The following is a 26414-nucleotide window of genomic DNA, read 5'->3' as shown; positions in this document are numbered from 1 at the left end:
TGGGCACTCAGTCCCAGGGGAGACTCACGGTCTCAGGTGGGGCGGTTCTCGATGTGGACGATGCGGGCGGCGGCATACGGGCAGTAGCGCACGAGCTCGGCCACGGTGGTCGGGGGGACGACCGCCCCCGGCGCCGTCGTCGGCGGCACGAACACCTCTCCGGCGCCGATGGACCCCACGAACGCGAGGAACAGCACCTGCTGCCTGGCCGCCACCGGGGTGAGGTCGACGTCGATCGACACGGCTCGCGGCATCCGGGCGTCGACGGCCGTCGGCACCGTGCGCCAGGTGACGCCGCCCCCGCCGGTCGCGAGGTTCCACCCAGCCGGCACCGGCTGCGCCGTCCCGCCCGCGGCCGCGGCGAGGAAGGGCAGGAGCGTGGTCGCCGACAGGGCCAGCAGGTCCGAGGGAGTCGCCCCCGCGCGCCACAGCAGCACGACGAAGCCCTGGTTGGCCCGTAGCCCGAGGGCATCGCGGTGGTGGACGAGCACGTCGACCGTCGACGGCTCGCGGAACACGGTCCACAGGTCGTTGACGACGTTGCGGGGCACCAGGTCGAGCAGGTCGGCCTCGGTCGCCGTCACGGTGGCGGCACGCGGTGTCTGCCACGGGGCGCGGTAGACCGCCCGCGGGTCTGCCGTGTCGGTGGTCACCGTGCCGTCGGCCTTGACGCGCACCCCACCCACCACGTCTGCCCAGACCGCCGCGTCGATCTGTGGCACGGCGGTCTTGGGAGGCACCATCTGGGTGCGGTGCAACGCCACCAGCCGCCCGAGCGCGTCGGAGAACACGCCGTTGGCGACGACGCTGGGGTACAGCCACCGGAAGGCCGTCTGGAACGTCCACACGTCGTAGGCCGGCGCGTTGATCGCGGTGATGGCCGGAGCCGGAAGGAAGGCCGGCGTGGCCGCGACCGGCCACTTCGGGCGGACGGCGATGTCGGGACTCGCCCCGAGCGACGCCGGCAGGGCGGGCGGCGCAGAGAGGGGGTCGGTATGGACCGTCAGCGGATTGCGCCGGTCGTCGAACCGGTGCGAGCGGATCCACGTCTGTGGCACGGCATCTCGGGCCAGGTCGACCTCCCACACCCCTCGCGACTGCACGGCCGCTCGCAGCAGCCGGGGCGCCGCCAGCGCGCCACCCGGGTCGCGCCAGATGTCGAGGTCCTGCACGGTCGCCTGGGGCAGCCCGTTCACGTAGGGGACCCAGGTGTGCGCCCCGGTGGCGTTGTTGGTGCGGGTGCCCACCCAGACACCGGTGACGCTGCCGGCATACACGGTGTTGCCGGTCGCGTCGCCGGGGTCGACGACGACGGAGAAGACCGGGTCGCGCGGGCCACTGTTGAGGGCCCCACCGGCGTCCAGCTGACGGCGCAGCAGCGTGCGCTTGAAGCGGCCGTCGGCGTTGTTGAAGAACCACAGTGTCTCGTCGGGACCGCCGTTCACCCCGGTCGTCGCGACGTAGAAGTCCTGGGTGCCGGGCACTGCCGCGACATCCGTCAACGTCGTGGTCCGCGGGATCGCGACGGCGAGGTTGGTGATCGACCAGGTCGTCGAGGCCCAGGTCCCCGGGGGCGCCTCGGTGTAGCGGACGATGCCGCGGGTGTAGAGGACGAGCAGCTGGGTCGGGGACGCCCAGGTGAGGGTGGTGATCGTGCCGAGGTAGGGGGCGGTCAGCCCGATCTGCAGCTGGGGTGGCGTGGCGGCGCCGTTGACGCCGGGGCGCCCGTCGACGGCGACCCCGTTCGGGTAGGGGATCGTGCGCCACGTGTTGGGGGCGACCGCGGCGCCCAGGTCGTCGGTGAGCCAGACCCGGTAGGTCCCGACGGCGAGCCGACCAGTGGCGGGGTTGGCCCCGACCGGCGGGACCCGGACGGTGGCAGCGCCGGAGTAGAAGGCGGCGAAGTTGCCCTCGGGACCGGGGCCCACCAGGCGACTCGGCTCACCGGGGTTGCGGGTCATCGGGTCGACGAAGGCCGCCGTCGACGTGCAGTACCACCGGGTGCTGTTGAACTGGCGGACCAGCAGGTGCGAGGCCGTCGGGTGGAAGGCGACTCCCCCGCCGTCACCGGTGAACGGCTCGTCCCAGACGGAGTCGCCGACGCGGACCTGGCTGCCGTTGTCCTGGCAGCCGGTGGCGACGAGGTGCCCGTTGACGGGGTGGCTGCGGACGAACACCGGCTGCAGCGAGGCGAGCCCGGTGTTGCACGCCGCGAAGGTGCCGACGCGGCCGGAGCGGTCCGAGACGAAGGTGCCCCCGTCCGTCGCGGCCCAGACCTGGCGGCGCGGCGGCGCGTTGCCGGTCAGCACGATCCGGTGCACGTCGCCGTGGACGTTGTTGCCGATGGCTCCCGCGGCCGTCGCGCCGTCACCCCCCGGGAGCGGCGCCGCCGAGGAGACGCCCACCGTGGCCTGGAGGACGAACGGCGGGTTGGCGACCCCCGAGGCCGCCACGTCGAAGCAGTAGAGGCTCGCGCCCCAGTCGCCGTCGGCCGGTCCGTAGGAGAACGAGCTGCCCCCCAGATAGACGCGGTGGACCGCTCCGACGGTGTCGACCGCGATGCACTGGTCGTAGTCGCGCTGGTTGTTGCCGGCGATGTTCCACAAGCTCGCCGGGACACCGGTGGCCGCACCGGGGGTGCCGACGTCGTCGGCGGTCGGGGCGGCCACGGTCGCGTCGGCGACGCGCCACAGGGCCGGGTTGCCGCCTGTCTCGCCGATCGCGTAGACCGTGTTGCCGGTCGCGGCGAGGCTGATGTGGCCGGTGATCGGGACCGGGTTGGTCAGCGGCAGGGGTGTCACCGCGGCGCCCAGGTTGTCGCTGAAGGCGAGCCCCTGACCGGTGACGGCGAGGACGAGGCGTCCCCCGGGCAGCCAGATGCCGTCGGAGATCGCCGCACCGGGGAAGGCAGCCGACACGGCAGCGAGCTGTTGCCAGACGTAGCCGTCGCGCACCGGGTTGCCGCCACCAGCCGGGATCGACTGCCGGCGGCCGAGGAAGGCCCCGTTGGTGGTGCAGGCGACGACGACGTCCTGGGTGGCTCCGGCGGCGGCCTCGCCAGGGGTGCTCGCGGGGCTGCGGAGCAGCTTGAAGATCCCCAGGCCCTCCAGCTGGGCGATCCCGGTGTCGACCTCCCACGGCTCGGCCTGACCGGCCGGGAACGTCGGCCCGAGCGCGGACAGCACCCCGACTCCGTCGATGGTCGCCTCGCCGGTGGCAGCCACGAACGCGGCGGGGAGGAAGTTGGGCTCGCCGGTGCCGACCAGCACGACGTCGAGCATGGGCATCGGGTCGAAGGCGACGAGGAGGCACCCGCACGCCTGGGCATTGACCGCTCCACCACGGATCCTGCGCCGCTCGGACCAGCCGCCGACCGGCGACCACGTCGCGGCGCCGTCGTCGGTGTACCAGACCCCGCCCTGGGCCGTCGCGGCATACGCCCGCAGCCCCGTCGCGTCGACGGCGATGTCGCGGATGCGGCCGGCGACCCGCGGGCGGTCGACGGCCTGACCGCGCCGCACGACCGAGGGTCCGATGGGCACCCAGCGGCCGGCAGGGTTCGCGGCAGCGGGGAAGGCCAGCGCGGCGTCCGCGTGAGCGGCACCTGCATCCGCCGCGTGGGCGGCGGCATCCGCAGCGGCGTGCGGGGCGGCCTTCGCTTTCGCAGGCGCCGGGGCGGGTGCCGCCGCCTCGCGAGCGGCGAGGACCGACTGCATGGCTTCCTCGAGCGCCACCCGGTCGACGCCGTCGAGCAGCTGGGCCTCTCGCGCGGCCCGCTCGGCGGCCATGCCACGCTTGGCCGCCCGCGCCGCCTCCCGACGCAGTCCGGCCGCCAACGCCTCGCGCTGGGCGGCGGATCCCAGCCGTGCACGCCGTTTGCCGGTCACGGGGTGGCCCCCTCATCGGGCGCCACGCGGATCCAGCCCTCCTGGACCTCGTGCGGCATCTTGGGCAGGTACGCGTTGGTGGTCGAGGCGAGGATCGGGTCGTCCTTCCAGCTGATCGGCCCGGTGCGCCGGGTGAACTGCTGCTTGCCGCCGAGCGAGGCGACATTGGGCAACCTGATCTCGGCGGGGTCGACCAGCAGCGGTCCGACGCGCATCGAGGGCACCATCCGGGCCAGACCGGGTCCGACCCAGGTGTCGGCCAGCTCGAGCGCCTTGCGCGGCAGGATGCCCGACGTGACGTGCACCTTGCCCGCGGGCAGCATGAGGATCGTCAGGCGGACGGTCTGGCCGATCCGGATCGTCAGGGTGTCCTCGAGCACCAGGTAGCCGTGGTCGATCGGGTCGTGTCCCGGGGTGTCGCCGAGGCGCCCGAGGAAACCAGTGCGTGGCCCGGAAGCGAGCGCCGAGTCGGCCACGACCTTGTCGACGACGTGGAAGCGGGTGTAGTCGTCGTCGACGAAGAAGCCGAGGACGCTGTCGTCGCTGCGCCCCAGCTCGCCGATGCGGAACGGGAACTCGTGGGCCGCGAGCGAGGAGTATGCCGCCAGGCGGGCGGCCGGGCCGCCGCCCTCGTCGACCTGCACCTCGTCGACGTCGTCGGGGGCGTCCAGCCGCAGCGTGGCCCGGACGACGGCGACCGGACGCCCGACCAGGCCGGCGATCGTCGGGGTCCCGATGGCGGCGAACGTGTCGACGGTCCACAGGGTCGAGTCGATCGCACGCAACAGCGCCGAGAGGGCACTGCTCGAGGGCGGGGTGGCAGCCTGCCGGGCCTCGATGTCGGCCTGGACGAGCCCGGCGGCGAACAGGGCGACGTGCTGCGCGTGCGCCGGTATGTCCGTCAGCGGTCCGGCATCCGGAGGGACCGGCCGCCCGGGCGCGGGGTCCCACCGCACCGAACCGGGGCCGTCGTCGACGCTGAACGAGTCGTGCTCGAGCTGCCCGAGCGGGTTGCCGTCGCGGTCGAACACCTCGAGCCCCTCGTCGATGTGGTCGGGGAGCAGGAAGCCGGAGACCGGGGTGACCGCGAGCGGGGCCCGCAGCTGGTCCACATAGGCCTCCGGGGCGTCCGCCGGATCCTGGTCCAGCCCGTATGCCGGGTCGACCAGTCGCAGCAGCCACCGGGCGCTGTTCTGGATGCGTGGGGGCAGCAGCACCCCCGTCGGCTTGTCGGGCAGCTCCTGGGTGCTGGTCCGCGCGAGCCCCGTCAGCGGGATCTCGACCACCCGCCCGAAGGCGTCGACCAGCCGCAGGTCCAGCACCGAGAGGGTGCCACCGAACAGGGGCACGGGCAGTCCTGTCGCGCGTGGCCGGCTGACCCCGTCGGTGCCGCGGACCCGTTGGACGTAACCCTCGTAGGCGATCCCGAGCAGCTGTTCCCGGACGCCGTCGAAGGACGCCGAACACAGGTCGAGCGGCCGGACCAGGTTGGCCACCGCGGTCAGGACGTTCTCGTCGGCATCGGGGATCAGGGACTGGCTCGGGGAGGCCAGGTCACGCGAATCCTCCTGCGCCAGCCAGGCGGCCATCGCGGTCGTCAGGGACTTGCCCACCCCGGTGGTCAGCGGGCTGCGTCCGGTCAGGGTCCGCGTCGTCCCGTCGACGGGCGTGGTGCGGCGCAGGTCTCCGTCCACGAGCGACCAGCCGCCCAGGTCCTCGGTGCCGGTCAGCTCGACCCGCCACTCGAGCCACAGCGGGACCCACGGCTGCCGCCAGGTCGTGATCGCGATCGGGCTGGGTGGCGTCCAGGCGACCAGGGAGAACCGGGACAGCTCGGCGGCGACCTGGAGGGTGGTGACCTCCTGGGTCTGCGAGTAGCCCGACCAGGCATCCTGGGCGGCCGCCCGCGGCATCCTGGCCCGCGCCGCGGCGGCGACCAGGCCGGTGCCCGATCCGTCGTAGGTGGCCGTCGTGCCATAGAGGCGCAGCATCTCGGCGGTCAGGCGGCCTTCGAGGGCCTGGGCATCCGCACCCGTGCGACCTGACGAGGCCGCGAGCCAGCCGACCGAGTACCCGTCGACGATGATCGCCTCGCGGACGACCCGGGTGACCTCGCTGGGAACCGCGCCGTTGCCCAGGGTGGGCAGCACGGACCGTCCGTCGACCGAGCCGTGGATCGACGGCGACACCTCACCGGGGAAGCGGCAGCGCAGCAGCCCGTGGTCGTCGAACATCCCGTCGCCGTGGTGGCGCGCTGAGGGGTGCACGCCACGCAGGCCGACCATCAGGGGGGCGGGGCGGAAGACGCGAGGCGCGGCACGGGCCACGTCGCGACTCGCGGGGGGCGGCGTCCCGGGCTTGCGGGTCCCCGCCCCCGGGTCGTCACGCTCGCCGGTCGCTGCGTCGCTCACGGTGGTGTGCTTGCCGCTCGTCAGCGGGGCGACCCCGCGCCAGCCGACCTTGGTGCCCTTGGGCACGCCGGATCCTTTGACCGGCTGCGTGGCGGCCCGGCCCTTGCGGCCGACCGCGAGGGGGCCGAAGGGGGTCGAGTCCTCGGTCCGCAGGCGGTCCGCCTTCGCCCCCGCGAGGGGGCGGCCGGGAAGCGCCCAGAAGCCGTTGGCGTGCTCCTGGTCGGCGAGGTCGGAGAGTCCGTCGGGCGTACCGATCCGCCCGAGCAGGTCGCCGGTGAAGGCCGCGCAGAGCCGCTCGGCGGTGAGGCGCTTCCCCGGGTCGACCCCCAGCGCCGGGGCCGCGAAGGCCGACACGATGTCGTCGAGGTCGGTCCCCAGGCTCGCCGCCAGCGTCGACGGGTCGGGCCGGTCGTCGGCACCGCCGGCCGTGCCGTCGACGGGGACGCCGAGGACCGAGCCGTGCAGCATCGTGTGGTAGCGCGTGGTCCCGATCCCCACCGTCACCGCGGCCACCTCGGCAACCGGCAGCGCGGTCTCCGGCGCGACCGCGCTGTAGGCCGTGGTCGACTTCGCGTACGGCGTCTGGACCGTCATCGGTGCGTACGTGCGCGGCGACGTGAGCCCGGCATACTGCTCGAGCTTGGAGGTTCGGGGGTCCTCGGGGTAATCCACGGCGTCCTCGCCGTCAGGGCTGACCCACCACCCCAGCTCGGCGAGTCGCGCTCGCACACCGGTCTGCCCCCAGCTCCCGGCAAGCGGGTCCGCGCCCGAGTCGGTCCACCAGCCGGCGACCGTGTAGCTCGCCTTGCCGCGGTGGAAGCCGTGCGGGGCCACCTCGAGGCCGGGCAGGTCGGTCAGCGGGTCGTGCAGCGCGAAGCGGTTGATCGCACCGTCGTACGTCGACGTCCACAGGAGGCTGCCGCGGGCCGCCCCGTCGAGGACCGCCATCGGTACCCCTCCATCGAGCGGTGGCGACCCCGGCGGCACGGCCCCGGCATACGTGGCCAGCGGCGTGACGCCGCAGGTCACCGCGTCCAGCACCCAGCCCGAGGCGTATGCCGTGCGGGCACCCTCGGGGAGCAGCGTGCGGACCACGACCCACCGGTCGGGCAGTCGCGGCAGGACGACCTTCTTGGTGACCGGGTCGTTCTCGCCGCGCAACAACGCGTCCGGCAGCGCCCAGTGCAGGTGCACCCCGGCCGGGCGCACCGCGCCGGCGTCGAAGGGCGCCGGGTCACCGTCGACCCCGGCGACGTCGACACACACCTCCTGGCCACCCGCCGGCACGACGTAGGCCTGGACGTCGACGGGGACGAGGATCCGCTTCTCGCGCACCAGGTGGGGGTCCCACGTCTTCCACGTGGCGAGGTCCACGTCGGCGCGGGCGAGCGCGGCGAAGCGGTCGGTGTAGACGCTCTTGGCGAGCTGGTCGGGAGTCAGGTCGAAGCCGGCCATCACAGGCCTCCGAGCCTGAACGTGTCGTTGACCTGCTTGGCATAGGCGACGGAGGCCTTGAACACCGTGCCGATGCTCACGTCACGCGGGTCGCCGAAGACCTGCCGGTAGGGGAAGCGGAGCAGCTGCAGGGCATACTCCGCGGCGTCGAGGCTGGCCCCGACGTGGGTCGCTGGCAGCCCGACGAGGTCCTTCTGCACCTGCTGGATGTCGATGACCCCGGTGGCGCCCGCGGTGTCGCGGAACGGCACGTCGAGACGCACCGGGGCGCCCCCCGGCTCCTCGAGGTCGGCGAAGGTCGCCACGTCGCGCGGGATGTAGCTGAACGACCCGTCGACGTCGCCGGGGTCGAAGCCGAACTGGACGCCCTGGCGTGGTTCCTCGATGTGGACGACCGACGGGATGCCGTCGAAGAGGCAGAACAGCACCGCCGGGGCGAGCCGCTCCAGGCGCAGCAGCCGCATCCGGTTCGGGTCGTCGTCGGGGACGAACCGGTTGTCGGCCTGGTCGACGGGGTCGATCGTCATCGCCCGGACATGCAGTCCCGGCCACCCCGAGACGGCCCGGGAGCGGAGCAGGAAGCCGCTGACCGCGTCGACCGACCCGCCGAACCGCGGCTGACCCGGGTGCCGGCGCGCGTTGCGCTCCTCCTGGTCCAGCTCGGTGCGGATCGCGTCGTAGGCGGCGGCGAGCTGGGTCCGGTCGTCGCTGTTCACGGTGCCGACCGAGAGTGCGCCCATGACCAGGGCATCGGTCCACCGGCGGTCCAGGTAGAACCAGCGGATGGACTCCGGCGGCAGCAGCTCGGTGTCGGCGACGAGGTTGGCGAAGGGCACTCCCTCCAGCAGCCGGAGCCGGACCAGCCAGGCGCGCAGGGCCGCGGGAATGGCCGAGTCGGTGTCGTCGTCCTTGATCGTCGTCGCGACGGCGACCGCCTCGCTGAGTCGCAGCGGCAGGTCGAGGACCATGGTGGGCACGTCGATCCTCACGACCTCCTCCTTCCGCCGCGCGGAGACGGCTGGCTCGGCGTCCCCTTGGATGTCCCCTTGGCCCTTCCCTTGGGCGACGCCTTGGGCTCCGCCTTGGGGGTCGCCTGGTCGGGCGGGGCCTGGTCGTCGCCGGCCCTGCCGTGCAGGGCCAGGTCGAGGGGGTCCTGCCCTTCGGCCAGCGGGGCGTCGTGCGGCACGACGGGCACGCCGCCGAGGATGCCGCCGGGCAGTCCCGGGGTGCCGGGGTGCCCGACCGGCATCACCGGCCCGGTCAGGATCTGGGTGGACAGGGCACCGGCGACGAGCTGGGTGACGGTGCGCTCCTGGGCGGTGCGCAGGGCGGACGTCAGCACCGCGTTGGCCGCTGGGCGCGTGAGGTCGGCCAGGGGCACGCGGGGCACCTGCGTGGTGCGCAGGGTCTGCAGGAGGACGGGGAGCTCCACGTCGGCGGCGACGTCGAGCCCGAAGTGCTGGAGCACGGTGGCGAGCCCCTCCCCCTTGAGCTCCATCGGGGCGCCCGGGGTGACCAGCTCGCGAGGTGGCCCGATGACAGCGCCGGGGGCGTTCGCCGCGGCTCCGGCGAAGGCGCGGGAGAGCATGACCCCGAGGCTCGGGGCGACCCCCATCTCGACACCGATGAGACCCAGGTCGGCGATGACGCCGTCCCAGATCGCGTGCCCGCGCGCCACCTGGTAGTGCCGCTGCCGCCACTCGAGCAGGGCGGCGACCATCGAGGGCTGGCTCAGGGCCAGGAGCCGGCCGATCTCGAAGGCGGCAGCCAACGACAGGTCCTCGCGGCCGTCGGGAATGACCGCGCGCAGCTGGTCTCCGGTGTGGGCGAGGGGCAGCCGCGGGCCGGCGAGGTCCGCCGGGTGCGGCAGGAGCGGTCCGCGGTACCAGGCCCGCACCAGGTCACCCCGTCGGGTGCGCTGGTCCAGGCCCACGTGTCCGGTCTCGGTCACCTCCAGGGGGGCCCTCCCGACCGGCACGACCGGGGTGACTCCTCGGGTACCGAGCAGCCCGGAGTCGACGTGCTTCATCAGCTGCTCGAAGGTGGCGTCGCCGACCGAGGTGAAGCTCCAGCGCAGCAGCACGGGGAAGCGCAGCACCGGGTCGAGCGCCGCGATGATGCGGTCGTCGATCCTGGCTACGACCTGGTCGTGAGCGACGGAGGCGGAGCTCCTGCCGGCCACCCACGAGGTGGACCCCGCGTAGGCCGCGGTGGCCGTCTCGGGGCTGACCGTGGCAGCGAAGTGGGTCGCCACCACAGCCGCTTCGGGCGCGGGCCCAGCTGCGGGCGCCGGTCCCCCGGCCGGCCCGTCCACAGCCTCGCCGTGGGCGCCCAGCCCCACGACGGTCGCCGTCGTCGACATCCCCATGAGCTTCTGGTCGTACGCAGCCTGGGTGTACTGGTAGTACCCGGTCTCCAGCACCAGGTGGTCGGTGATGCGACGGTGCGGGGGCGCCTGCGGCAGCAGCTGGTCGAACTGGCCCTCGAGGTTGACCAGGCACGCGTTGTACTTGACGGGCACCTCCTTGCCCTCGGAGTCCTTCACCGCCAGGGGCAGCCGGTTGGCGATGACGACCGCGAGATAGCCGTCGTCGTCGCCCATCATCAGCTCGGTGTCGTCGAGGTCGACCTGGCGACCGTGGACCAGCAGCGGCACGTCCTTCTGCGTCGGCATGATCGTGTCCACCATCGACTTGCGGATCGACAGGCACGAGCCCTTGGCGACGTCCGGCGCTCCCGGCAGGGTCACGCCGGAGGTGACGCACTGGGCCACGTCGACGTTCGTCAGCACGTCGGCCTCGCCCTCGGCGAAGACCACGAGGGCCAGCCACGGGGTGTCGGCCGGCGCTCCGGCCACGGACCGTTCCCAGGGAAGGGTGCGCCGCTTGATGACGACCTGGGGCAGCCGCGAGCCGTAGGCGCCCTCGGTGCCTGCGGGCGGATAGGTCGAGAGGGCCTGGTCAGGTGGCAGCAGGTAGCGCGGCGAGGTGACCGTGACGTGGGTGTCGAGCCGGGCCACGGGCAGGTCGGTCGGGGCCAGCGGTCCGTCCTTGCCGACCGCCGAGAGGTCCTGGTTGGTCGTGAACTTGTAGCTGCCCGCCGTGAGGGCGGGCGAGAACTTCGTGTAGAGCTGGAAGTGGCCCGGTTGCATCGTCATGGCGTCGCCTTCCTCCTGGCGCGGGACGGTCTGGCGGCCCGCGGCCGCTTCGGCCCTCCGGAGGGCGGGGCGGGGGCGGTCCAGCTGACCTGGCATCCCGGGCCGGCCACGGCGAGCACCTTGGCGGTGGCGGCCGACAGCCCGCGCGCTGCCAGCACGCCGGTGAGCTCCTCCGGCGCCAGGTCGGACCCGACGACGCCGGACACCACCCAGGCGGATCCGGCCGTGACCACCACGGACATGGCCGTGGCGTCCTGGTCGGGCACGACGGCATACACGAGCACGCTGGTCGAGCCGAGCATGACCACCTGGGGCAGCCGCTCGACCCCGGCCTGGTCGGTTGCCACGTGTCCACCGACGAGGTGCAGCTCGGTCGGGTCGAGGGTCGAGGGCGCCGTCCCGCTGAGCGCGACGGCGACCGTGTGCACAGGACGGGTGAACCGGGTGGTCACCTCGGGAGCCGCGTGGGCGACCGATCCGGCGGTGTCCCACTGGAGCACCCCGGTCCCGCCGGTGGCGGCGGAGGACAGGACGCAGCCGGCCGCGAGCGCGGTCTGGCTGCCCAGGCGCGCGACCCTGGTGCCTTCGTGCCACCCCGCCAGCCCGTCCGACGCGTCGGCGTCGCCGTCCGCGTGGATGCCGACGTGGGTGGCCCCGGCCGGGATCGAGACCGTCGTGTCGGCGACGTCGTCGTCGAGCAGGACGCTGCGTCCCCGCAGGACGGTCACCCGTGCCCTTCCGGTGAGGGTGAGGCCGGGGCGGCGGCCCTCGTCGACGTCGAAGGCAGCGTCGGGGCACTGGAGCGCGACGACGTCGCCACTGCGCAGGAGGGTCGCCGCGGCGTCGGCGCGGGCGGCCGCTGCGGACCGTCGGCCCCGGGCGGAGGCGCGCGGCGCCTGGGTGCGCAGGCCACCGACGAGGGACTGGAGGCCGGGCGTGCCGAGGGGGCCCCCGGCATACGACCGCGTGGACCCGACCGCATCGGTGCGCGGCACGGACCCCGACGCCAGCACGGTGCCAGCGGAGGTCACCGACGGAGGTGCTCCGAGGGTCAGGGAGACCGGCAGGTGCAGGGCCATCCGCCCGTGGACCGACTCGATCGTCGGCGCGGGGCGACGCTTGAGCCTGCCGTCGGCGACGGTCGTCCGGCCGGGACGGATGACTGCCCCGACCCCTGAGGTGAGCAGACCGGCGACGAACGGGCTGCGCGGGTCGCGCGGCGCCGGTGCGGTCACCGGGTCGAGCTGCGTGCGGACCCCGTTGTCGGCGTTCGCCGGCGCGAGCCCGTCGGTCAGCGTGCCGAACATCGGGGGTGCGCTGTGGTCCAGCCGGTATGCCGCGCGAGCCACCGCGCTGTGCCCGCCACGGGGCAGCCCGTTGCGCTCGGTGAACAGGCGGGCCGCCGCCAGGGCCAGCGCGTCGGAGGCGGAGGTGATCGCCTTGACGGGGGCGTCGTCCAGGGCCTTGGCGACGTTGAGGAACTTCTGCCGGTCGGTGCCCTTGGCGGTGAGCGGAAGGGGGCGGCGGTCCTCGGGCCGCGCCTTCACCTGGCGGTAGTCGATCTGGGGACCGACGGCGGAGCCCTCGATCCCGGCGACGAGCACGACCAGCTTGCCGGCCTGGACCACGTCGCCCTGCGGAAGGGGCTTGCTCGGGACGTCGGCTCCCGGCGGCCCCCACACCCCGATCGGGTAGGAGTCGGTGCCCGACCGCGGTCCCGTGGGGCTGGTGTCGAAGTCGGTGACCAGCTTGGACAGTCGCGCGTCGGGGGTGGCGGCGCCGGTCACCGGGTCGATCGCGAAGAGCTGGACGGCCACGGTGGACGTCAGGTCGTGGGCCTGCATCGGCGACAGGCCGAGCGCGGTGGCCTGACCGGCCCGGACGATGGGGACCGGGATGGTGGTGGCACCGAAGGCGAAGGCCGTCGCCGGCGCACTCGTCGTGATGGTCAGCTCGAACTCGGCGAACACGCGGAACGGCAGGGCCGGGGTGCCGTCGGAGGACGGCGCGCCCGACTGGCTCCCGGCCGCGGTCGGCAGCGTGCCCTTGCCGGTGATGGCCGACAGGGTGCGGGCGGAGCTGCCGGACGCCTCGAGGTACTTCGCGACGAACGCCGGCCACGGCATGGGTGGCGGCAGTGCCTTGGAGCCTCCGAACTCGATGGGGACCGTGCACGGCCCGATCTCGAACTCGGCGCGACCGGCGAAGTCCGGTCCCCACACCGTGATGCTCGCGCCGAGGGTGATGCTGAAGCTGATCGTCCCGAACCAGCCGAGGTCGATGTGGATGCCCGCCGAGATCCGGGCGTAGGCACTGACCTCGAACCAGAACGGGTCGAAGTAGACGATGCCGTCGGCGCCGAACTCCACCCGCGCCCAGACCCAGCCGAGGTCGAGCGACACGACGACCTTGGTGCCGGCCATCAGCGCCTCGGAGGTCAGGGCGAAGTAGGACTCCCCCTTGATGACGAGCACGCTGCTGATCTGCCAGACGATCCCGAGGCGCGGCACCACGGGGTAGCCGTCACGGTGGAAGCTGGGGTGGTAGCCGCCCATCGTCACGACGAACTGGCCGGACAGCGGTCCCTTCCACCACAGGGCGAACGCGAAGCCGCCGGTGAGCCGGACGTCGCGGTAGAGCAGCCACGAGTTGTCGGTGAGCTGGGCCTTCATGAGGAAGACGCCCTCGCTCGTCGAGAAGTGCACGAGCAGGGCCAGCTCGATGGAGACGATGGCCGCCTGCGGCCGGGGCAGCGCCATCCGGGCCAGCCCGAGCAGGTCGATGGTCAGCCCGTTGCCGAACGAGACGGCGACGACCGCGACACCGTCGATGAGGCTGAAGCAGGTGAACGAGATGCCCGCCGCAAACCAGAAGTTGCCCATCTGGTGCGGGAAGTAGATCGACAGGGCGTGCAGCTCGTCCATCGGGTTGGCCGGCGGCTTGGCGGCCGGGTCGAGCGCCTGGATGAAGGGGAAGTCACCGAAGTGGGAGATGTCCTGCGGGATGACCAGCCCGCGGTTGATGCCCAGCCCGCCGCCGAGGCCGGTGAGGAAGAAGGCCGGCGGACCGCCGATGGGCCCGTTGATCGCGCCGAAGATGAAGAAGCTCGCGTGGCCGTGCCCGTCGTCGGAGTACCCGCCGAACACGGACAGCCCGTAGGCCGCGAACCTGCCCATGAGCATGCCCACGTAGGACGTGCTGTCGCCGTCGACGGTCTTGAGCAGGCCACCGCTGAGGGACAGGCCTGAGAAGTCGGCGGAGACGGCCAGGCCCATGAGGTCGACCGACCAGCTGGAGATCGACAGGACGTCGCCGCCGTGCCAGGTGATCGAGAGGCGGTCCACGGCCGCGGTGAGCCCGAAGACGGACAGCTGGCCGGAGAACAGCAGCGAGATCTCGGTGACCCGGCCGCCGGACTCGACGACGCCCAGCCCGATCCGGTCGACGTACAGCGGCCCGAGCTGGCGTTGGATGACCAGCCACCACGGTCCCGGTGGCTCGCCGGCGCGCAGCCCGATCTTGATCTGCTGGCCGGGTCCGGGCTGTCGCTGGACCGACAGCGCCGGGCTGAAGTTGGGACGGTTGTTCTTGCTCGACGACCCGACGTCGTTCATGATCTTGTTCGCCACGCCGTTGTCGCCGCCACCACCGGGCGCGACCGCGAGTCCGACGAGCTCGATCTGCGCGCCGCCTCCGACGCCGACCGGGTTGACCTCGGCATAGATCGACAGGCCGATGCCGTCGAGGGCGATCGAGCCCAGCTCGAGGAGCGGACCGGCGGGCTTGGTGATGCGGACGCCGAGGCCGGCCACCGTGAAGGCCGGCGAGATCACCAGGTCACCGACCCCCGTCCCCTTGAGGATGAAGATCGACAGCCCCGGCTGGACCGTGGCGTCGATCCAGGACGCGTCTGCCCGCAGGACGACGTTGACCCCCGAGGTGGGGAACGCGAAGTCGCCCACCGGCGTGACGTTGAGCCCGACCTGCGTCTGCCCGCCGCCGAGGGGCTCGCTGGCGAGCGAGATCTTCACGGCCCCGGCGATGGTCACGCCGAGCGGGCGCACCGGGTTGACGCCGTGCCCGGGGTCGGTGGCGCAGTTCCACAGGAGCACCTCGAGGCGGTGGAGCAGCCGCTCCGGGTGCTCGAAGTCGCCGAACAGGGTGGTGTCGATCTGGCGCCCGCCACCGGTGAAGACGACGCCCTGCAGCATGCCGGTGGCCCGGTCGGTGACCACCGTGCCGAGCTGTTGGGTGAGCACGCTGGAGGCCAGGTCGAGGGCGACGCCGAGGACCCGCGGCGCCACGCCCGCAGGGGTGACGTCGACACCGGACTCGACTCCGGCGGTCCGGGTGACCGCGGCGACGTCGACGCCGCTCGCCCCGAAGCGGACCTCCACCGACTGCGCACCATCCGCGTCGAGGCCGACCCCGACTCCCACGAGCGGGGTGAAGCCGGTCCCGGTGAACCCTGCCCGGATGACCGCGATCGGCCGAAGCACCACCGGACCCGCGGGGATGACGAACGGGCCGGCGCGCACGTCCACGCGCACGCCCAAGGGCGACAGGGTCAGTCCCTCGAGGGCGACGTGGCCGATGAGGTTGGCGTCGCGGTCGTGCAGGGCGACATCGCCGCCGATCGTCAGTGAGGGCGTGGTGGCGTCGAGGTCGAGGTGGATCTGGGTGACGGTCCCGAAGGTGATCCGCCGCACGCCTCCGGCGACCGGGTCGACGCGGACCAGGGCATGGGTCGGGTCGAGCGCGTCCGCCAGGGCCTGCACGCCGGCCGTCACCACCCCGGCCAGGTGGCCCTCGAGGTATGCCGCGGGGCTGGGGCTGATGAACGCGGCGATTCGTGCGTCGGTGAACTGGTCGGCCACGAGCAGGTCGAGGCCGGAGCCGAGCTCGTGCAACGCCCTGGCCACCGCCCTCAGGGGCGTGGCCGACCCGTCGTTGCGGTGGCCGACGACCTCGTTCAGGGCGACCCGCACCGCGGACTCGGCCGCCGCCCCGATGGCGTCCGCCAGGCCCGCGCCCGCGGGATAGAGCCGGATCGGCGTGCCCGGCGCGGTCCGGACGAAGTCGAGGGTCACGGTCGGAGCGACCTGGAGCCGCAGCCCGGGGCCGTCGATGAGGACCTCGGCGTCGAGCAGCGGGGCGACCGCCCCCGCGGCGGTGATGGACAGCCCCCCGGTCACCGCGACCGTTACCGCCTTGCCTGCGACATCGGGGGTCAGCGCGAGCTCGGCGGACAGGTCGAGCCGACCCGCGGACACCGCATACGCGATGGTCAGGCCGTTGTCCAGCGGCCAGCCGGTCGCGCCGACAGCGCGACCCGGGACGACGACGGGAGCCAGCGCCTCGAGGACGGCGACGGCGGCGGCGAGCGGATCCGACCGGGTCCGCAACCACGCACCCGGGTCGGTGAACAGCCCGAACGGCAGCACGACGTCCTGCACGCCCGAGGGCCCGGGCGGGCCGAGCAGCCCGAGGGCGAGCAGGCCCGCGTCGATCGTGGCCCGTCCGGCGTCACGGGCCTCGGTGCGGCACCAGCGCGCCAGCTGCTGGGCGAGGACGGCCGGGACCGCCACCGTGGCCAGCCGGGTCAGGGCGTCGGTGTCGACCGCCGGGTAGAGCGTGGTCGTCGTGGACGAGGTGGCCCCGGCGGCGCGCGACTCGATGGCCAGGTGGGCGCCCGAGGTCCCGGCGGACCCGACCAGGCGGATGCCCCCGAGCCCGTCGACGAGGGCGCCGAGGGCCGCGGTCGCCGCGACGCCCGTGGGACCGGCCGCCAGCGTCAGCTCCAGCGGGGGCAGGCCCTCGACCGCGAGGGTCACGTCGCCCGTCACGGTGCCCACGGCGAGGTCCACGTCGACGTGCAGGCCGCTGGTCCCGATGCGGATCGCGGTCGGCGCCAGGTCGCTCGGGCGCACCGTCACGCCGGTCAGGGTGCGCAGGTCGTCGGCGAGCTGTGCGGCACGCGCGACGACGAGGGGTCGGATCGTCGTGACAGGGTCGTGCAGCAGGTGGTCGATCGCGTCGGGGTCGACCCCGGTGTCGCGCAGGATCCCCAGGTGGGTGAGCAGGTCGGCGAGGGCGGGTGAAGCCGTGCGGATGCGGGTGCCGATCTCGGACAGCAGGATCTTGACCTCGGGCAGCGCGGTCGTCGCCGTCACACCGTCACCGTCGGCGCGCACCACCCACGACTCGCGGTAGGCCGCGAACGCGCGCGCCTCGTGGAGCACGATCTCGGTCGCCCCGTCGCCGACCCCGCCGAGCGGGATGGTGACCCGCGCCTCGACCCAGCGGACCGCGAGGTCCTGCTGGGCGGCGCCCGGGCCGCCGACGAGCCACCCGTCGGTGACGCCGAGGTGGACGTCGAGGACGACCTCGCGCAGCGACTGGAGGTGCGGGGTCGCCCGGCGCGCCGAGGCGAGGTCGACGCGCGCTCCGACCCCGACGAGCAGGCCGCCGAGGTCGAGGTCGAGGACCGGCAGGTCGACGCCGACGTGCACCTCGGTCGGGGGGCCTGTGGTGCGGGCGACCTCGGCCGCCGCCGCGGCAGTCCGCGCCGCGATCCCGGCCGCGGCGACCGCGGCGATCGCCGAGCGCACATCGGCCTCGGGGACCGCGCCGAACACCGCGTGCACCTCGGCCGTCGACGGCAGCACCTCGGCCGCGGCGCTCGGCAGGTCCTCGGGCGTGAGCACCGTCATAGCCCGCCGCACCAGGCCCTGGCCACGGCGCTGCGGGTCGCACCCGAGGGCGAGCAGGGTGTCGGTCCACACCGGCAGCGGGTCGGGGACGAGCCGGTCGAGCAAGCGCAGGGCATCGCCGCCGAGGCCGGTGGTCAGCGAGGTCAGCGCGACCGCCGACCACGGGGTTCCCACGGTGACGACGGCGGTGACCCTGGGCTGACCGACCGTCGCGCGCACGGCAGCCGCGCCCGCCGGGCCGTACCCGACGAGTACCACGTCGGCGCTGCGGCCTGCCAGCACGAGGCTCAGGCGCGCCGCGAGCGCGGCGACCGTGTCGTGGTCGGAGCGCTCGGCGGCGACCGACGCCGGGGTCGGCAGCTGGACGAACCACTGACCCGTGGTGGCAGCCGGCATCGCCGTGGGTGTCGTGGTCGTCGCGTCGATGGCCTGGCCACCCGGCACGCCGGTGAGCCAGTCCGCGGCGCACCCGACGTGGACGACCGTGTCCGTGGCGACCCCGAGGCCATCGAGCACGTAGCTGCCGGTCCGGCCGTTGGCCACGAGCTCGGCATACGACAGGCCGGTCAGGACACTCGTGGTGACGCCGGTCGGCGCCACCGCACCGACGATGCCGTCGGTGTCCTTCCACCGGGTGACGAGGGAGTCGATGCCCTCCCCCAGCCTGGTCCGGCCCACCAGCAGGTCGGCGAGGTCGGGCGCACTGGTGCCGGCCGCGCGCAGCGCGGCGGCGATCGCTCGTCCGTCGGGCACCGTGTAGCCGCCCAGCAGCTCGCCGTACCCGGGCCCCCCGGGGCCGCTCGTCGAGACGGGCGGGCAGCCGGGGACGGTCCAGACCGCCAGGCCCGGGGCGCGGGGATCGCCGGCGATCGGGCAGCGGTAGGGATCCGCCGGCCGGCCGCCCCCGAACGGTGTCGCGAGCCCGCCGCCACTGAGGAGGAGCGCGACGGGGCCGAGGGCGGTGCGGATGTTGACGCAGTCCAGCGCGAGGTCGAGCAACCAGTTCTCGACGGCGGTGCCTGGGTCGGCGATGAGGGCGCCGAGGCGCAGGTGCGCGCCGCTCCCCCGCCAGCCGACGAGGTCCAGCAAGGTGGCGAGGATGTCGGACCGCGCCCTGCCCAGCAGGGCGGTGACGAGTCCCTCCACCTGGTCCCAGTCGGGCGTGAACGTCACCGCCCCGCTCGCCGAGATCTGAGGCAGCGGTATGCCGTGGACGCGCTGCAGGAGGGTGCGCGGGTCGGTGTAGGTGATGGTGAGCCCGTCGCCGAGGACGCGCGCTGCCAGCCCCGCTGTCGGAGCCCACGAAGCCGCGACGCCGATGCCGGTGAAGGCGACCGTCGCGATCTCGAGGTCAAGGGTCATCGGGCCGGCGGCCGCGGGTCGCAGCTGTACGTGGGCGCTCGCGCCGCTGGCCAGGGACAGGTGGCCGGCGGTGAGCTCTGCCCGCAGCAGCACGACGTCTGCGCCGACCGCGACCTCGAGGCCAGTGAGCACGGGCAGGGCTGCGTCCGCGCCGAGGGCCAGCACGAGGGTGTCGGTCCCGTGCGTGGCGTCGGTCTCGCGCCAGGCCCGCAGGCCGACTCCGCTGGCGAGGTCGAGGCGCCACGGGTCGCCCACGGCCCCGGTCTGGGTCGGCGCCGCCACGGTGCCGGTGAGCAGCTCGGCGAGGCGGCCGAGGACGTCGGCCATGGCGTTCGGGGTCTGCAGGACGTCGAGCCAGTAGGTCCGGACCGCCGCCAGCGGGTCGGCGATGAGGGCCGAGGCGGTGATCGCGGTGACGTTGGCTGGGGCGGTGACACCGAGGAGTCGCTCGACCGCGGCCTGGGCGCCGCCCAGCGCCGAGAGCGCGGTGCTGAGGGCCGTGGACACGACGGAGTCGACAGCAGCGACGGCGGCCTGCGGCGAGGAGAGGTCGAGCAGGTCGTGGTGGATGCCCCCAGGGAGGTCGACCCCGTGGAGCGTGAGGGTGAAGGCCGGGTGGCGCGCCGCGTCCAGGCCGATGCCGACCCGCAGACCAGCTACCGCCGTCGCACCGGTCAGCAGTGCCGTGCCGCTGTGGGCCTGCGAGCCGAAGACCGCCTCGGCTCGCAACCCCGGGACGGCGGTGACCGAGCCGGTGCCGGTGTCCGCCCGCAGGAGGTCGACGGTCGCCGTCAGGTCGGCGGTTCCGGGGGCAGGAGACCAGCGGACGTCGAGCCAGGGCACCAGGGTCGGGTGTCCGCCGGTGCCAGGGGTCACCCGCAGACCGAGGCGCAGCGTCGCCGGGCCGATCGCGAAGCCGACGGAGTTCGTCGCCGCGTCCGGGGTGCCGCCGACCAGACCGCCGAGCTCGGCCAGCCAGGCGTCCAGGGTCGTGTTGTCGTCCAGGATCGACTCGACCCACGCGACGAGCGCCGGCAGGCCACGGGTCGTGAGCTCGGCGACGGGCAGGGCGGGCACACCGACCGCGGGCCCGCGCAGGCCGAGCATCCCGGCCAGCCCCATGATGTGCCGGAAGACCGGGTCGGCGGGGTTGAGCGCGTCGATCTGCTGGCGCACCATGCCGACGACGAACTCGAGGACGTCGGCGCCGACGGTCGCCAGGGACTCCAGGTCGAGGGTCCGGCTCTGCGGGGTAGTCGCACCGGGGAGCTGGAGGTCGACGAGGGAGAGGGAGAAGCCGACGGTGTCGCTGGTGGTGGTCGGGATGGCGAGCTGGACCGTGGCGCCGCCGAGGTAGGCCTCGCCGGGGACGGGAGGAGCGGCCGCGAAGTCGGCCTCGACGCCGATGGTGATGCGGCCCCCGGGGCGGCCGAGCAGCAGCCACCTCGGCAGGGTGGCGTCGGTCGGGCGGCTGTCCGTCTGACCGCTGCGAGGGACGTGGAAGATCGGGACGTGGATCGTCGTCTTCACCGACGGCGCGCCCGTCCCGGCATGGTGCTCGACCGCGACGCCCACCCGCACCGCGCCCTGCACGGGCTCCACCACGGCATACACGGTGATCGCCGGTGAGGTCTCGGCGAACAGGGGGATCCACTTCTGCTCACCCTCGCGGTGCAGGTCGGGCGGTCCCAGGGCCTCGTCGACGAAGGCGATGAGGGCGTCGCGCTGACCGGTGTCGGCGAGGATCGTCGTCAGCCCGTGGGTGTTGCTGGAGGTGCCCATCGGGTCGCCGAACCACGCGCTGTTGGCCCCGGACCCGTCGGTGATGCCCAGCGCCTGGGCGAGCGACCCGAAGGCGCCCATCCCGTCCTGGGTCAGCGTCATCGCGTCAGCGCCGTAGTCCGGAGAGGTCGTTGCGCGCCATCGGCTGCACGACGAGCACCTGCGACCCGGCGGCGATCGACCCCGGGATGAGGGGCAGCCCGGCGGCGTCCTTGCCGAGCTCGGCGCACATCCTGCGCGCCAGCTCGAGGATCGCCTCCCAGGTGAAGGCGGTGAGGGCCGCGGTCCAGCGGCCGGTGACGACGTCCGGCCCGTCGAGCCGGCTCAGGCTCGACATCACCAGCCCGGTGGGCGCCTCCGGCGTGCCGACCCCGAAGGGCACCGTGATCACCGCCGGTGCGGGCAGCTGGTCACAGCCGACCTTGACGGCGACCCGGATCACGCCCGGGATGCAGGTGAGGGCGACGGTCGAGATGTCGACCCACAGCTCGCTGCCGTCCTGCTCCCACACCACGATCGGCGAGGAGCCGGCCGGCACGTCGGCCACGAAGCGGATGATTCCGCCCAGCAGTCGGGTGGCCTCGGCGGCCTTGAGCGTCACGCCGTTCTTGGGCACGTCCCCCGGCTTGAGGCGGTCGGCACCACGGATGACCTTGAGGATGGATGGGTCAGTGAGGAGGGCCCCCAACCCTGACGCCCCGGCGACCGTCGACGCCCTGGCGCGCGGTGAGCCCGTGGCGCGCGCGGACGTCGTCGCGCGCGGTGACGTCGCGGCGCGCGCTGACGCCCTGGCGCGGGGCGTGCCGGAGGCCCGCCCGCCGGAGGGAAGGTCGCCCCGCAGCGTCACAGCACACCTCCCCGAAGGTGGCGCGGACCCGTCGGTGGGGCGTCTCCCAGACGCGGCCCTGGTGGGCCGTATCCCAGACACGGCCCAGTGCGGTGTGGCTCCGAACCCTTCCGCAGCCACACCCAAGCGAATGCATGTCAGTGATGCTCCATGCAGGTAACCAGTGGCGAGAGTCGGCGGTCAACGGCCTGTCACAGAGCCGCCACAAGTCACGACCCAAACCTCGACATTCCTGACAATCGCTCGTCACGCGCCGCCGGTGTCGCGAATCGTCAACGGGGAGTAGAGGTCAACGCCGGCCAGGGGTCAGAACAGGCCCTTCCACAACAGCAGGCCGAGCAGCACGACCACGGTGAGGGCGCCGATGAGCATCGCCCCACCGATGTCCTTCTGCTTCTCCGCCCAGGTGCCTGACGTGGGGACCGGCTCCGGCGCGTCGTCATCGACTGGATCGGTGTCACTCATGATGGTTCCCTTTCCGGGGCCCTGCCCCTGTTGCATCTCCAAGGCCGATGGCCGCCGCCCAAGCCCCACCAGGGTCAGGGTGCAGGGGAGCCCACCGCGACGTCGTCCACGTGCACACCGTCCCAGCCGGTGGTGGACGAGCAGACCGGGCCGCCCAGCCCGGAGCACAGCGAGTCGGACACGAAGTGGAACCTCACCTGGACGGCACCACCGGGCGAGGTGAACGGGACGGCATACCTGCTCCAGCCCGGGTTCCCGGTGTTCTTCCCGGAGAAGGTGCCCAGGGTGTGCCACGTGGTGCCGTCGCTGCTCCAGTCCGCCGCGACGGTGTCGAACCCGCTCTCGGTGTCCATGCGCATCCACCACTGCAGGACCGTGGCGCCCGCGGGGGCGGTGACCGACGGCGACACCAGCGTGGCGTCCATGTTGTCGATGTAGCCGGTGGGGCCACTGATCGAGTACGCCTGACCCGACGGTGCTTCCGCGGTGGCCGCGCCGTGACCGGGGGTGCCGCGCGTCCACGTCGTGGTGCCGGTGGTGGTCCAGGACTGGGCGCCGGACTCGAAGTCCCACGAGCCGTAGGCCGTTCCCACGGTGGGCGCGGGGGTGGGCGGCGGGTCGACCGGCACCGGCAGCTTGGTGGCGAAGCTGTAGGTCCACACTCCGCGACCGAAGACCGCCACGACTGCCGTGTTGGGGTCACCGGGCTTGAGCGCGATGCTCGAGACTGCCGTGGCCGGGATGCCCTGGAGCGGTGCGAACGTGGGGGTGCCGTAGGCGCCGCCGGTCTGCGAGGCGAACGCGCCCACATCGGTCGCGACGAGTAGCTGGTCACCGCGCAGGCTGACCCAGCTGGCGGGCGAGTCGGGCAGGTTCCCCGTGACGTCGACGAAGGTCTGGCCGCCGTCCGTCGAGCGGAACACGTGCCCCGTGCCGATCTGGGCGTTGGCGTCGCCGACCGCGCCCGGCGGCAACCACCGCCGGGTGTAGCCACCCAGGGTGACGAACACGTTCTTCACGTTGCGGGGGTCGACCGCGACGGAGGTGATGTACCGGTTCGGCAGACCCTGCGCCGCAACGATGTGCCAGCCCTTGGTCGTGCCCTTCTGCGGTGCGTCGGCGCCGCCGACGTTGGTGGCCAGGCCGCTCTTGAACAGGTTGGGCGTCGGCCCGAGCTTGTTCAGGGTGTCGCACTGGCCGCAGAAGCCGACGTATGCCGCGGCCCCCTGGACGCCGACCGCCGACATGGAGTTGTCCGGGTCGGTCGCGGACGAGGTGGCGGACGCGTCGCCCGGGTGGGAGCGGGTGCCGAGGTTGTAGACCGTGCGCCAGGTCGTGGTGGCATCGGTGGCCTGGTCGGCTGCGGTCTGGCCCGTCGTGGTGTCGGCGCCCTTGACCGTCTCGACGACCTCACGCCCGGCCGTCACCAGGTGCGACGCATCGGTCGGGTCCATGGTGAACGGGTTGGAGAACTTCGAGGCAGTCAGCTTGGGGTCGATGTTCTTCCAGGAGGTGCCGCCGTCGGTCGTCACCGAGATGGCGCCGCTGGTGTACTCCTCGTAGGCGGTTGCCGAGGTGTTCGGGTCGACCGCGGCGAAGAAGCCGTCACCGCCGAAGGTCTCGTACTGCTTCTGGTCGACGGGGTCGATCTTGAGGTTTCCGTTGTCCTGCAACCCGGCCCAGACCGTGCCGTCCTTGGCCATGGCGGCGTAGTACGGCATGAGGGTGTGGAACCCGTCGTTGTCGCCCAGGCCCCAGTGCGAGTTGTCGAGCTCACCGTCGGGGTCGGTGTCGAAGCCGTACCGGTAGACGCCACCGTCGTTGCCCACGATCAGCTGGACGCCGCCCTTGACGCTCGGGTCGAGCACCCACAGGCCGACGTGCTGGTCGGGGTGGGTGGTGAGGTTGTCGTCGAGCGGTTCGCGGTCGGTCGGGCAGGCGGGCAGTCCTGCCGAGAGCAGCTGGCAGGACTTTCCGGCGAAGTACTTGGCGACCACCCGGAACTTGACGGGAACCGTCCCGTCGAGCGGGATCGCGCCGGTGTTGGCGACCTCGTTGGACCAGATCTCCTCCAGGCCGAAGGCCAGGCGGGTCGGGGCGCCGGTCGCGGTCTGCCGGGTGGGGTCGGGCTGGACCCAGAGGTTGTACCAGCTCTGGACGCCGGGCTGGTAGCCGGTGGCGGTGCCGACGCCGACCAGCGCGGAGCTGGTCGTGGGGTCCGTGGCCAGCTGCGTGCCGCTGGCCAGCTCGGTCCAGGTGACACCGAAGTCACGGGAGACGTAGAGGCCGTTGAGCACCGTCGTGCCGATGGGCGACTTCTGCCCTGCGGGGGCGTCGATGCCAGCCACACCACCGTTGTTCAGCAACGTGGCGTCCTGTACCAGGGCGTAGAGCACGTCGTGGTTCTGGGCGGCACCGACCGCGTTGCCCAGCTTGACCCGACCGATTCGCGCCTGCGGGGCGAAGCCTGTTGTCACCAGCTTGGTGAACGTGTTGGCGCGGCCGGAGGCCGAGCGGTAGACGCCGTTGTTCGGCGACTGGATGGAGCCGTCGGGGTTGGCCTTCTGGCCACCTCGCCACCCGACGGTCGCCACGACGGTGCCTGCGGGGGTGGTCGTGCCCACACCGCCGCCCTTGGCCACGACGACGTCGGTGACCACGTTGGCCAGCGCACACTCCGGGCGTGCCTTGGTGTCGATGACGCCTGAGCACTCGCCGGTCGGCAGGTTGGCGTTCGTGTAGGTCTTGCCGCCGTCGGTGGAGGCGAACAGTCCGAGCTGGGTCGCGGCATAGACCTTGAGCGGGTTGCCCGGGTCGACAGCGAGCGCGAAGCCGAGGGCGCCGTCCGGCACGCCTGTCGCCTTGGTCCAGGTCGTGCCGAGGTTGGTGGAGTAGTAGGCGCCCAGGCCGGTGTAGGCCGAGGACCCGAAGGTCGGCTCACCGGTGAGGGTGAGCAGGGTGCCGTTGTTGGCCGGCGACCAGGCGACCGCTCCGGTGATGGAGGTGGGCAGGTTCCCGTTGGCGCTGGACCACGTGTGAGCAAGGTCGTCCGAGCGCCAGATGCCTCCGTTGCCCACGGCCGCGAAGAGCCGCTTGGCCGCCGGGTCCCACGCGAACGAGTCGACCCGACCGGAGTTGTGCACCAGACCCAGCCCGTTGACCTGGGGGTAGCGGGCGTCGTTCACGATGAGCGGACCCTTGCCATAGGGCGCGCCAGTGCCGGCGCTGCCTGGCACCGAGGCTGCCTTCATGGCCTGTCGCTGCTGCACGGCACCGGCAGCGGCCCCGTCCGCCCAGGACCCGTACGGCGCCATCCGCGGGATCGCTCGCGCGCCGAAGAGGGCGAGGAGCTCCTTGAGGGACTCCGGGTGCTTGCTGCGCAGGCAGTATGACGACCACTGGCTCTGCTTGATCGTCGCCAGGGCGGGCGCCTCGCGCATCGCCTCCTGGGCCAGCTCCTTCTGGTCGGCGCCGGTCAGCTCGCGGTAGGCCTCCCCGACCCAGCCACCACCGTTGGTCTTGCCGGCCTCCTCGGCCTTGATCTCCGACTGCACCTCGCGCAGGACCGAGCTGACGGGGGTGAAGCCGGGAGCGCAGTCAGCCGCGACAGCGGTCGGACTCTCATGCGCGAGCGACACGGCGACCACGCCACCGACGGCCAGGGCGGCCACGGCGGGAAGGACCACGAGACGAGACCGAACGCGCATGCTGGCTCCTGCAGGGAAGGCGGCCGTGAGCAGCCGCGTCCAAGCCGGGCAACATTGCCCGACGCCGCTCCAACGAGACTCCCCCGGCCAAGGTCACGGTTTGCGCTGGTCAAAGTCCCGGATCGAACTGCAGCCGCTCATCGCCCCTTCGGCCCGCGGCGCGGGTCTCGCGCATCGCCAGCGTCCGCGGGGTTACTCGAGGTTGGCGCGAGCACGCGACTCCACCGTGATGGTCACCGAGCCACCGAGTCCGCGCAGGAGCCCGCCGACGAGAGGCAGGTCGGCTCGGCCCGTCAGTCGGACCACGGCCGTCTGGCCGTCGGTGGTCCCGGTGCCCGGGGCTACCTGCCAGGCCAGCATGCTCGACGGCCTCGGGCGCTCCGCGAGGTAGTGGACCGCGGTCTGGCGCACGGTCGTGCTGCTGACCGCGACCGCATCACCCAACCCGCGGCGGTAGGCACCCAGGTCCAGGGCATCCGCTGCATCGAGCGCCGCCCCGTCGGCGGCGTCGAGGAGCCGCATCCGGGACAGTTGGACCGAGGTGACCGCGACCGTCCCGACGATGAGCAGGATCGCCACCACGGTGAATCCCAGCACCAGCAACGTCACCTGCCCGGCTTCCCCGCCG

The 26414-nt window shown here is 73.2% G+C and carries 9 protein-coding genes; all 9 read right to left on the bottom strand.

Translation table 11 applies throughout. The features are described from left to right. Nucleotides 1-32: 32 nt before the first annotated feature. The 9 genes from BJ986_RS11550 to BJ986_RS11510 all read right to left on the bottom strand — a co-directional run bounded on the left by BJ986_RS11550 (nucleotide 33) and on the right by BJ986_RS11510 (nucleotide 26395). Nucleotides 33-3887 (bottom strand): RHS repeat domain-containing protein, encoded by a 3855-nt coding sequence (locus BJ986_RS11550; RefSeq protein WP_179422110.1) that lies wholly within the window; start codon nucleotides 3885-3887, stop codon nucleotides 33-35. Next, complete coding sequence (locus tag BJ986_RS11545; RefSeq protein ID WP_179422109.1) at nucleotides 3884-7753, bottom strand: hypothetical protein; 3870 nt, start codon at nucleotides 7751-7753, stop codon at nucleotides 3884-3886. Before BJ986_RS11545 ends, BJ986_RS11550 begins: the two co-directional genes overlap by 4 nt. After that, nucleotides 7753-8742 carry a hypothetical protein gene (locus BJ986_RS11540; RefSeq protein ID WP_179422108.1) on the bottom strand — a complete coding sequence of 330 codons (990 nt, stop codon included), beginning with the start codon at nucleotides 8740-8742 and terminating at the stop codon, nucleotides 7753-7755. The genes BJ986_RS11545 and BJ986_RS11540 overlap by 1 nt, the downstream gene beginning before the upstream one ends. Continuing rightward, nucleotides 8739-10910, bottom strand: coding sequence for a hypothetical protein (locus tag BJ986_RS11535; RefSeq protein ID WP_179422107.1), 2172 nt, complete (start codon nucleotides 10908-10910; stop codon nucleotides 8739-8741). Before BJ986_RS11535 ends, BJ986_RS11540 begins: the two co-directional genes overlap by 4 nt. Continuing rightward, the gene (locus BJ986_RS11530) at nucleotides 10907-20869 is read right to left on the bottom strand and encodes a DUF6603 domain-containing protein (protein WP_179422106.1); all 9963 of its coding nucleotides are present in this window, start codon (nucleotides 20867-20869) and stop codon (nucleotides 10907-10909) included. Before BJ986_RS11530 ends, BJ986_RS11535 begins: the two co-directional genes overlap by 4 nt. Nucleotides 20870-20873: 4 nt before the next feature. After that, entirely contained in the window at nucleotides 20874-21614 is a 741-nt protein-coding gene (locus tag BJ986_RS11525; RefSeq protein WP_179422105.1) for a hypothetical protein, read from the bottom strand. 306 nt (nucleotides 21615-21920) lie between these two features. Continuing rightward, nucleotides 21921-22079, bottom strand: coding sequence for a hypothetical protein (locus tag BJ986_RS11520; protein WP_179422104.1), 159 nt, complete (start codon nucleotides 22077-22079; stop codon nucleotides 21921-21923). Between the two features lie 74 nt (nucleotides 22080-22153). Continuing rightward, complete coding sequence (locus BJ986_RS11515) at nucleotides 22154-25786, bottom strand: WD40/YVTN/BNR-like repeat-containing protein (protein WP_179422103.1); 3633 nt, start codon at nucleotides 25784-25786, stop codon at nucleotides 22154-22156. A 192-nt stretch (nucleotides 25787-25978) separates the two neighbouring features. Next, nucleotides 25979-26395 carry a pilus assembly protein TadG-related protein gene (locus BJ986_RS11510; protein ID WP_337795188.1) on the bottom strand — a complete coding sequence of 139 codons (417 nt, stop codon included), beginning with the start codon at nucleotides 26393-26395 and terminating at the stop codon, nucleotides 25979-25981. Nucleotides 26396-26414 lie beyond the last annotated feature (19 nt).

It is taken from the genome of Pedococcus badiiscoriae, assembly GCF_013408925.1.
Classification (GTDB): domain Bacteria; phylum Actinomycetota; class Actinomycetes; order Actinomycetales; family Dermatophilaceae; genus Pedococcus; species Pedococcus badiiscoriae.
Note: the sequence above shows the minus strand (reverse complement) of the source record. Positions and strands in the feature narration are given on the sequence as shown.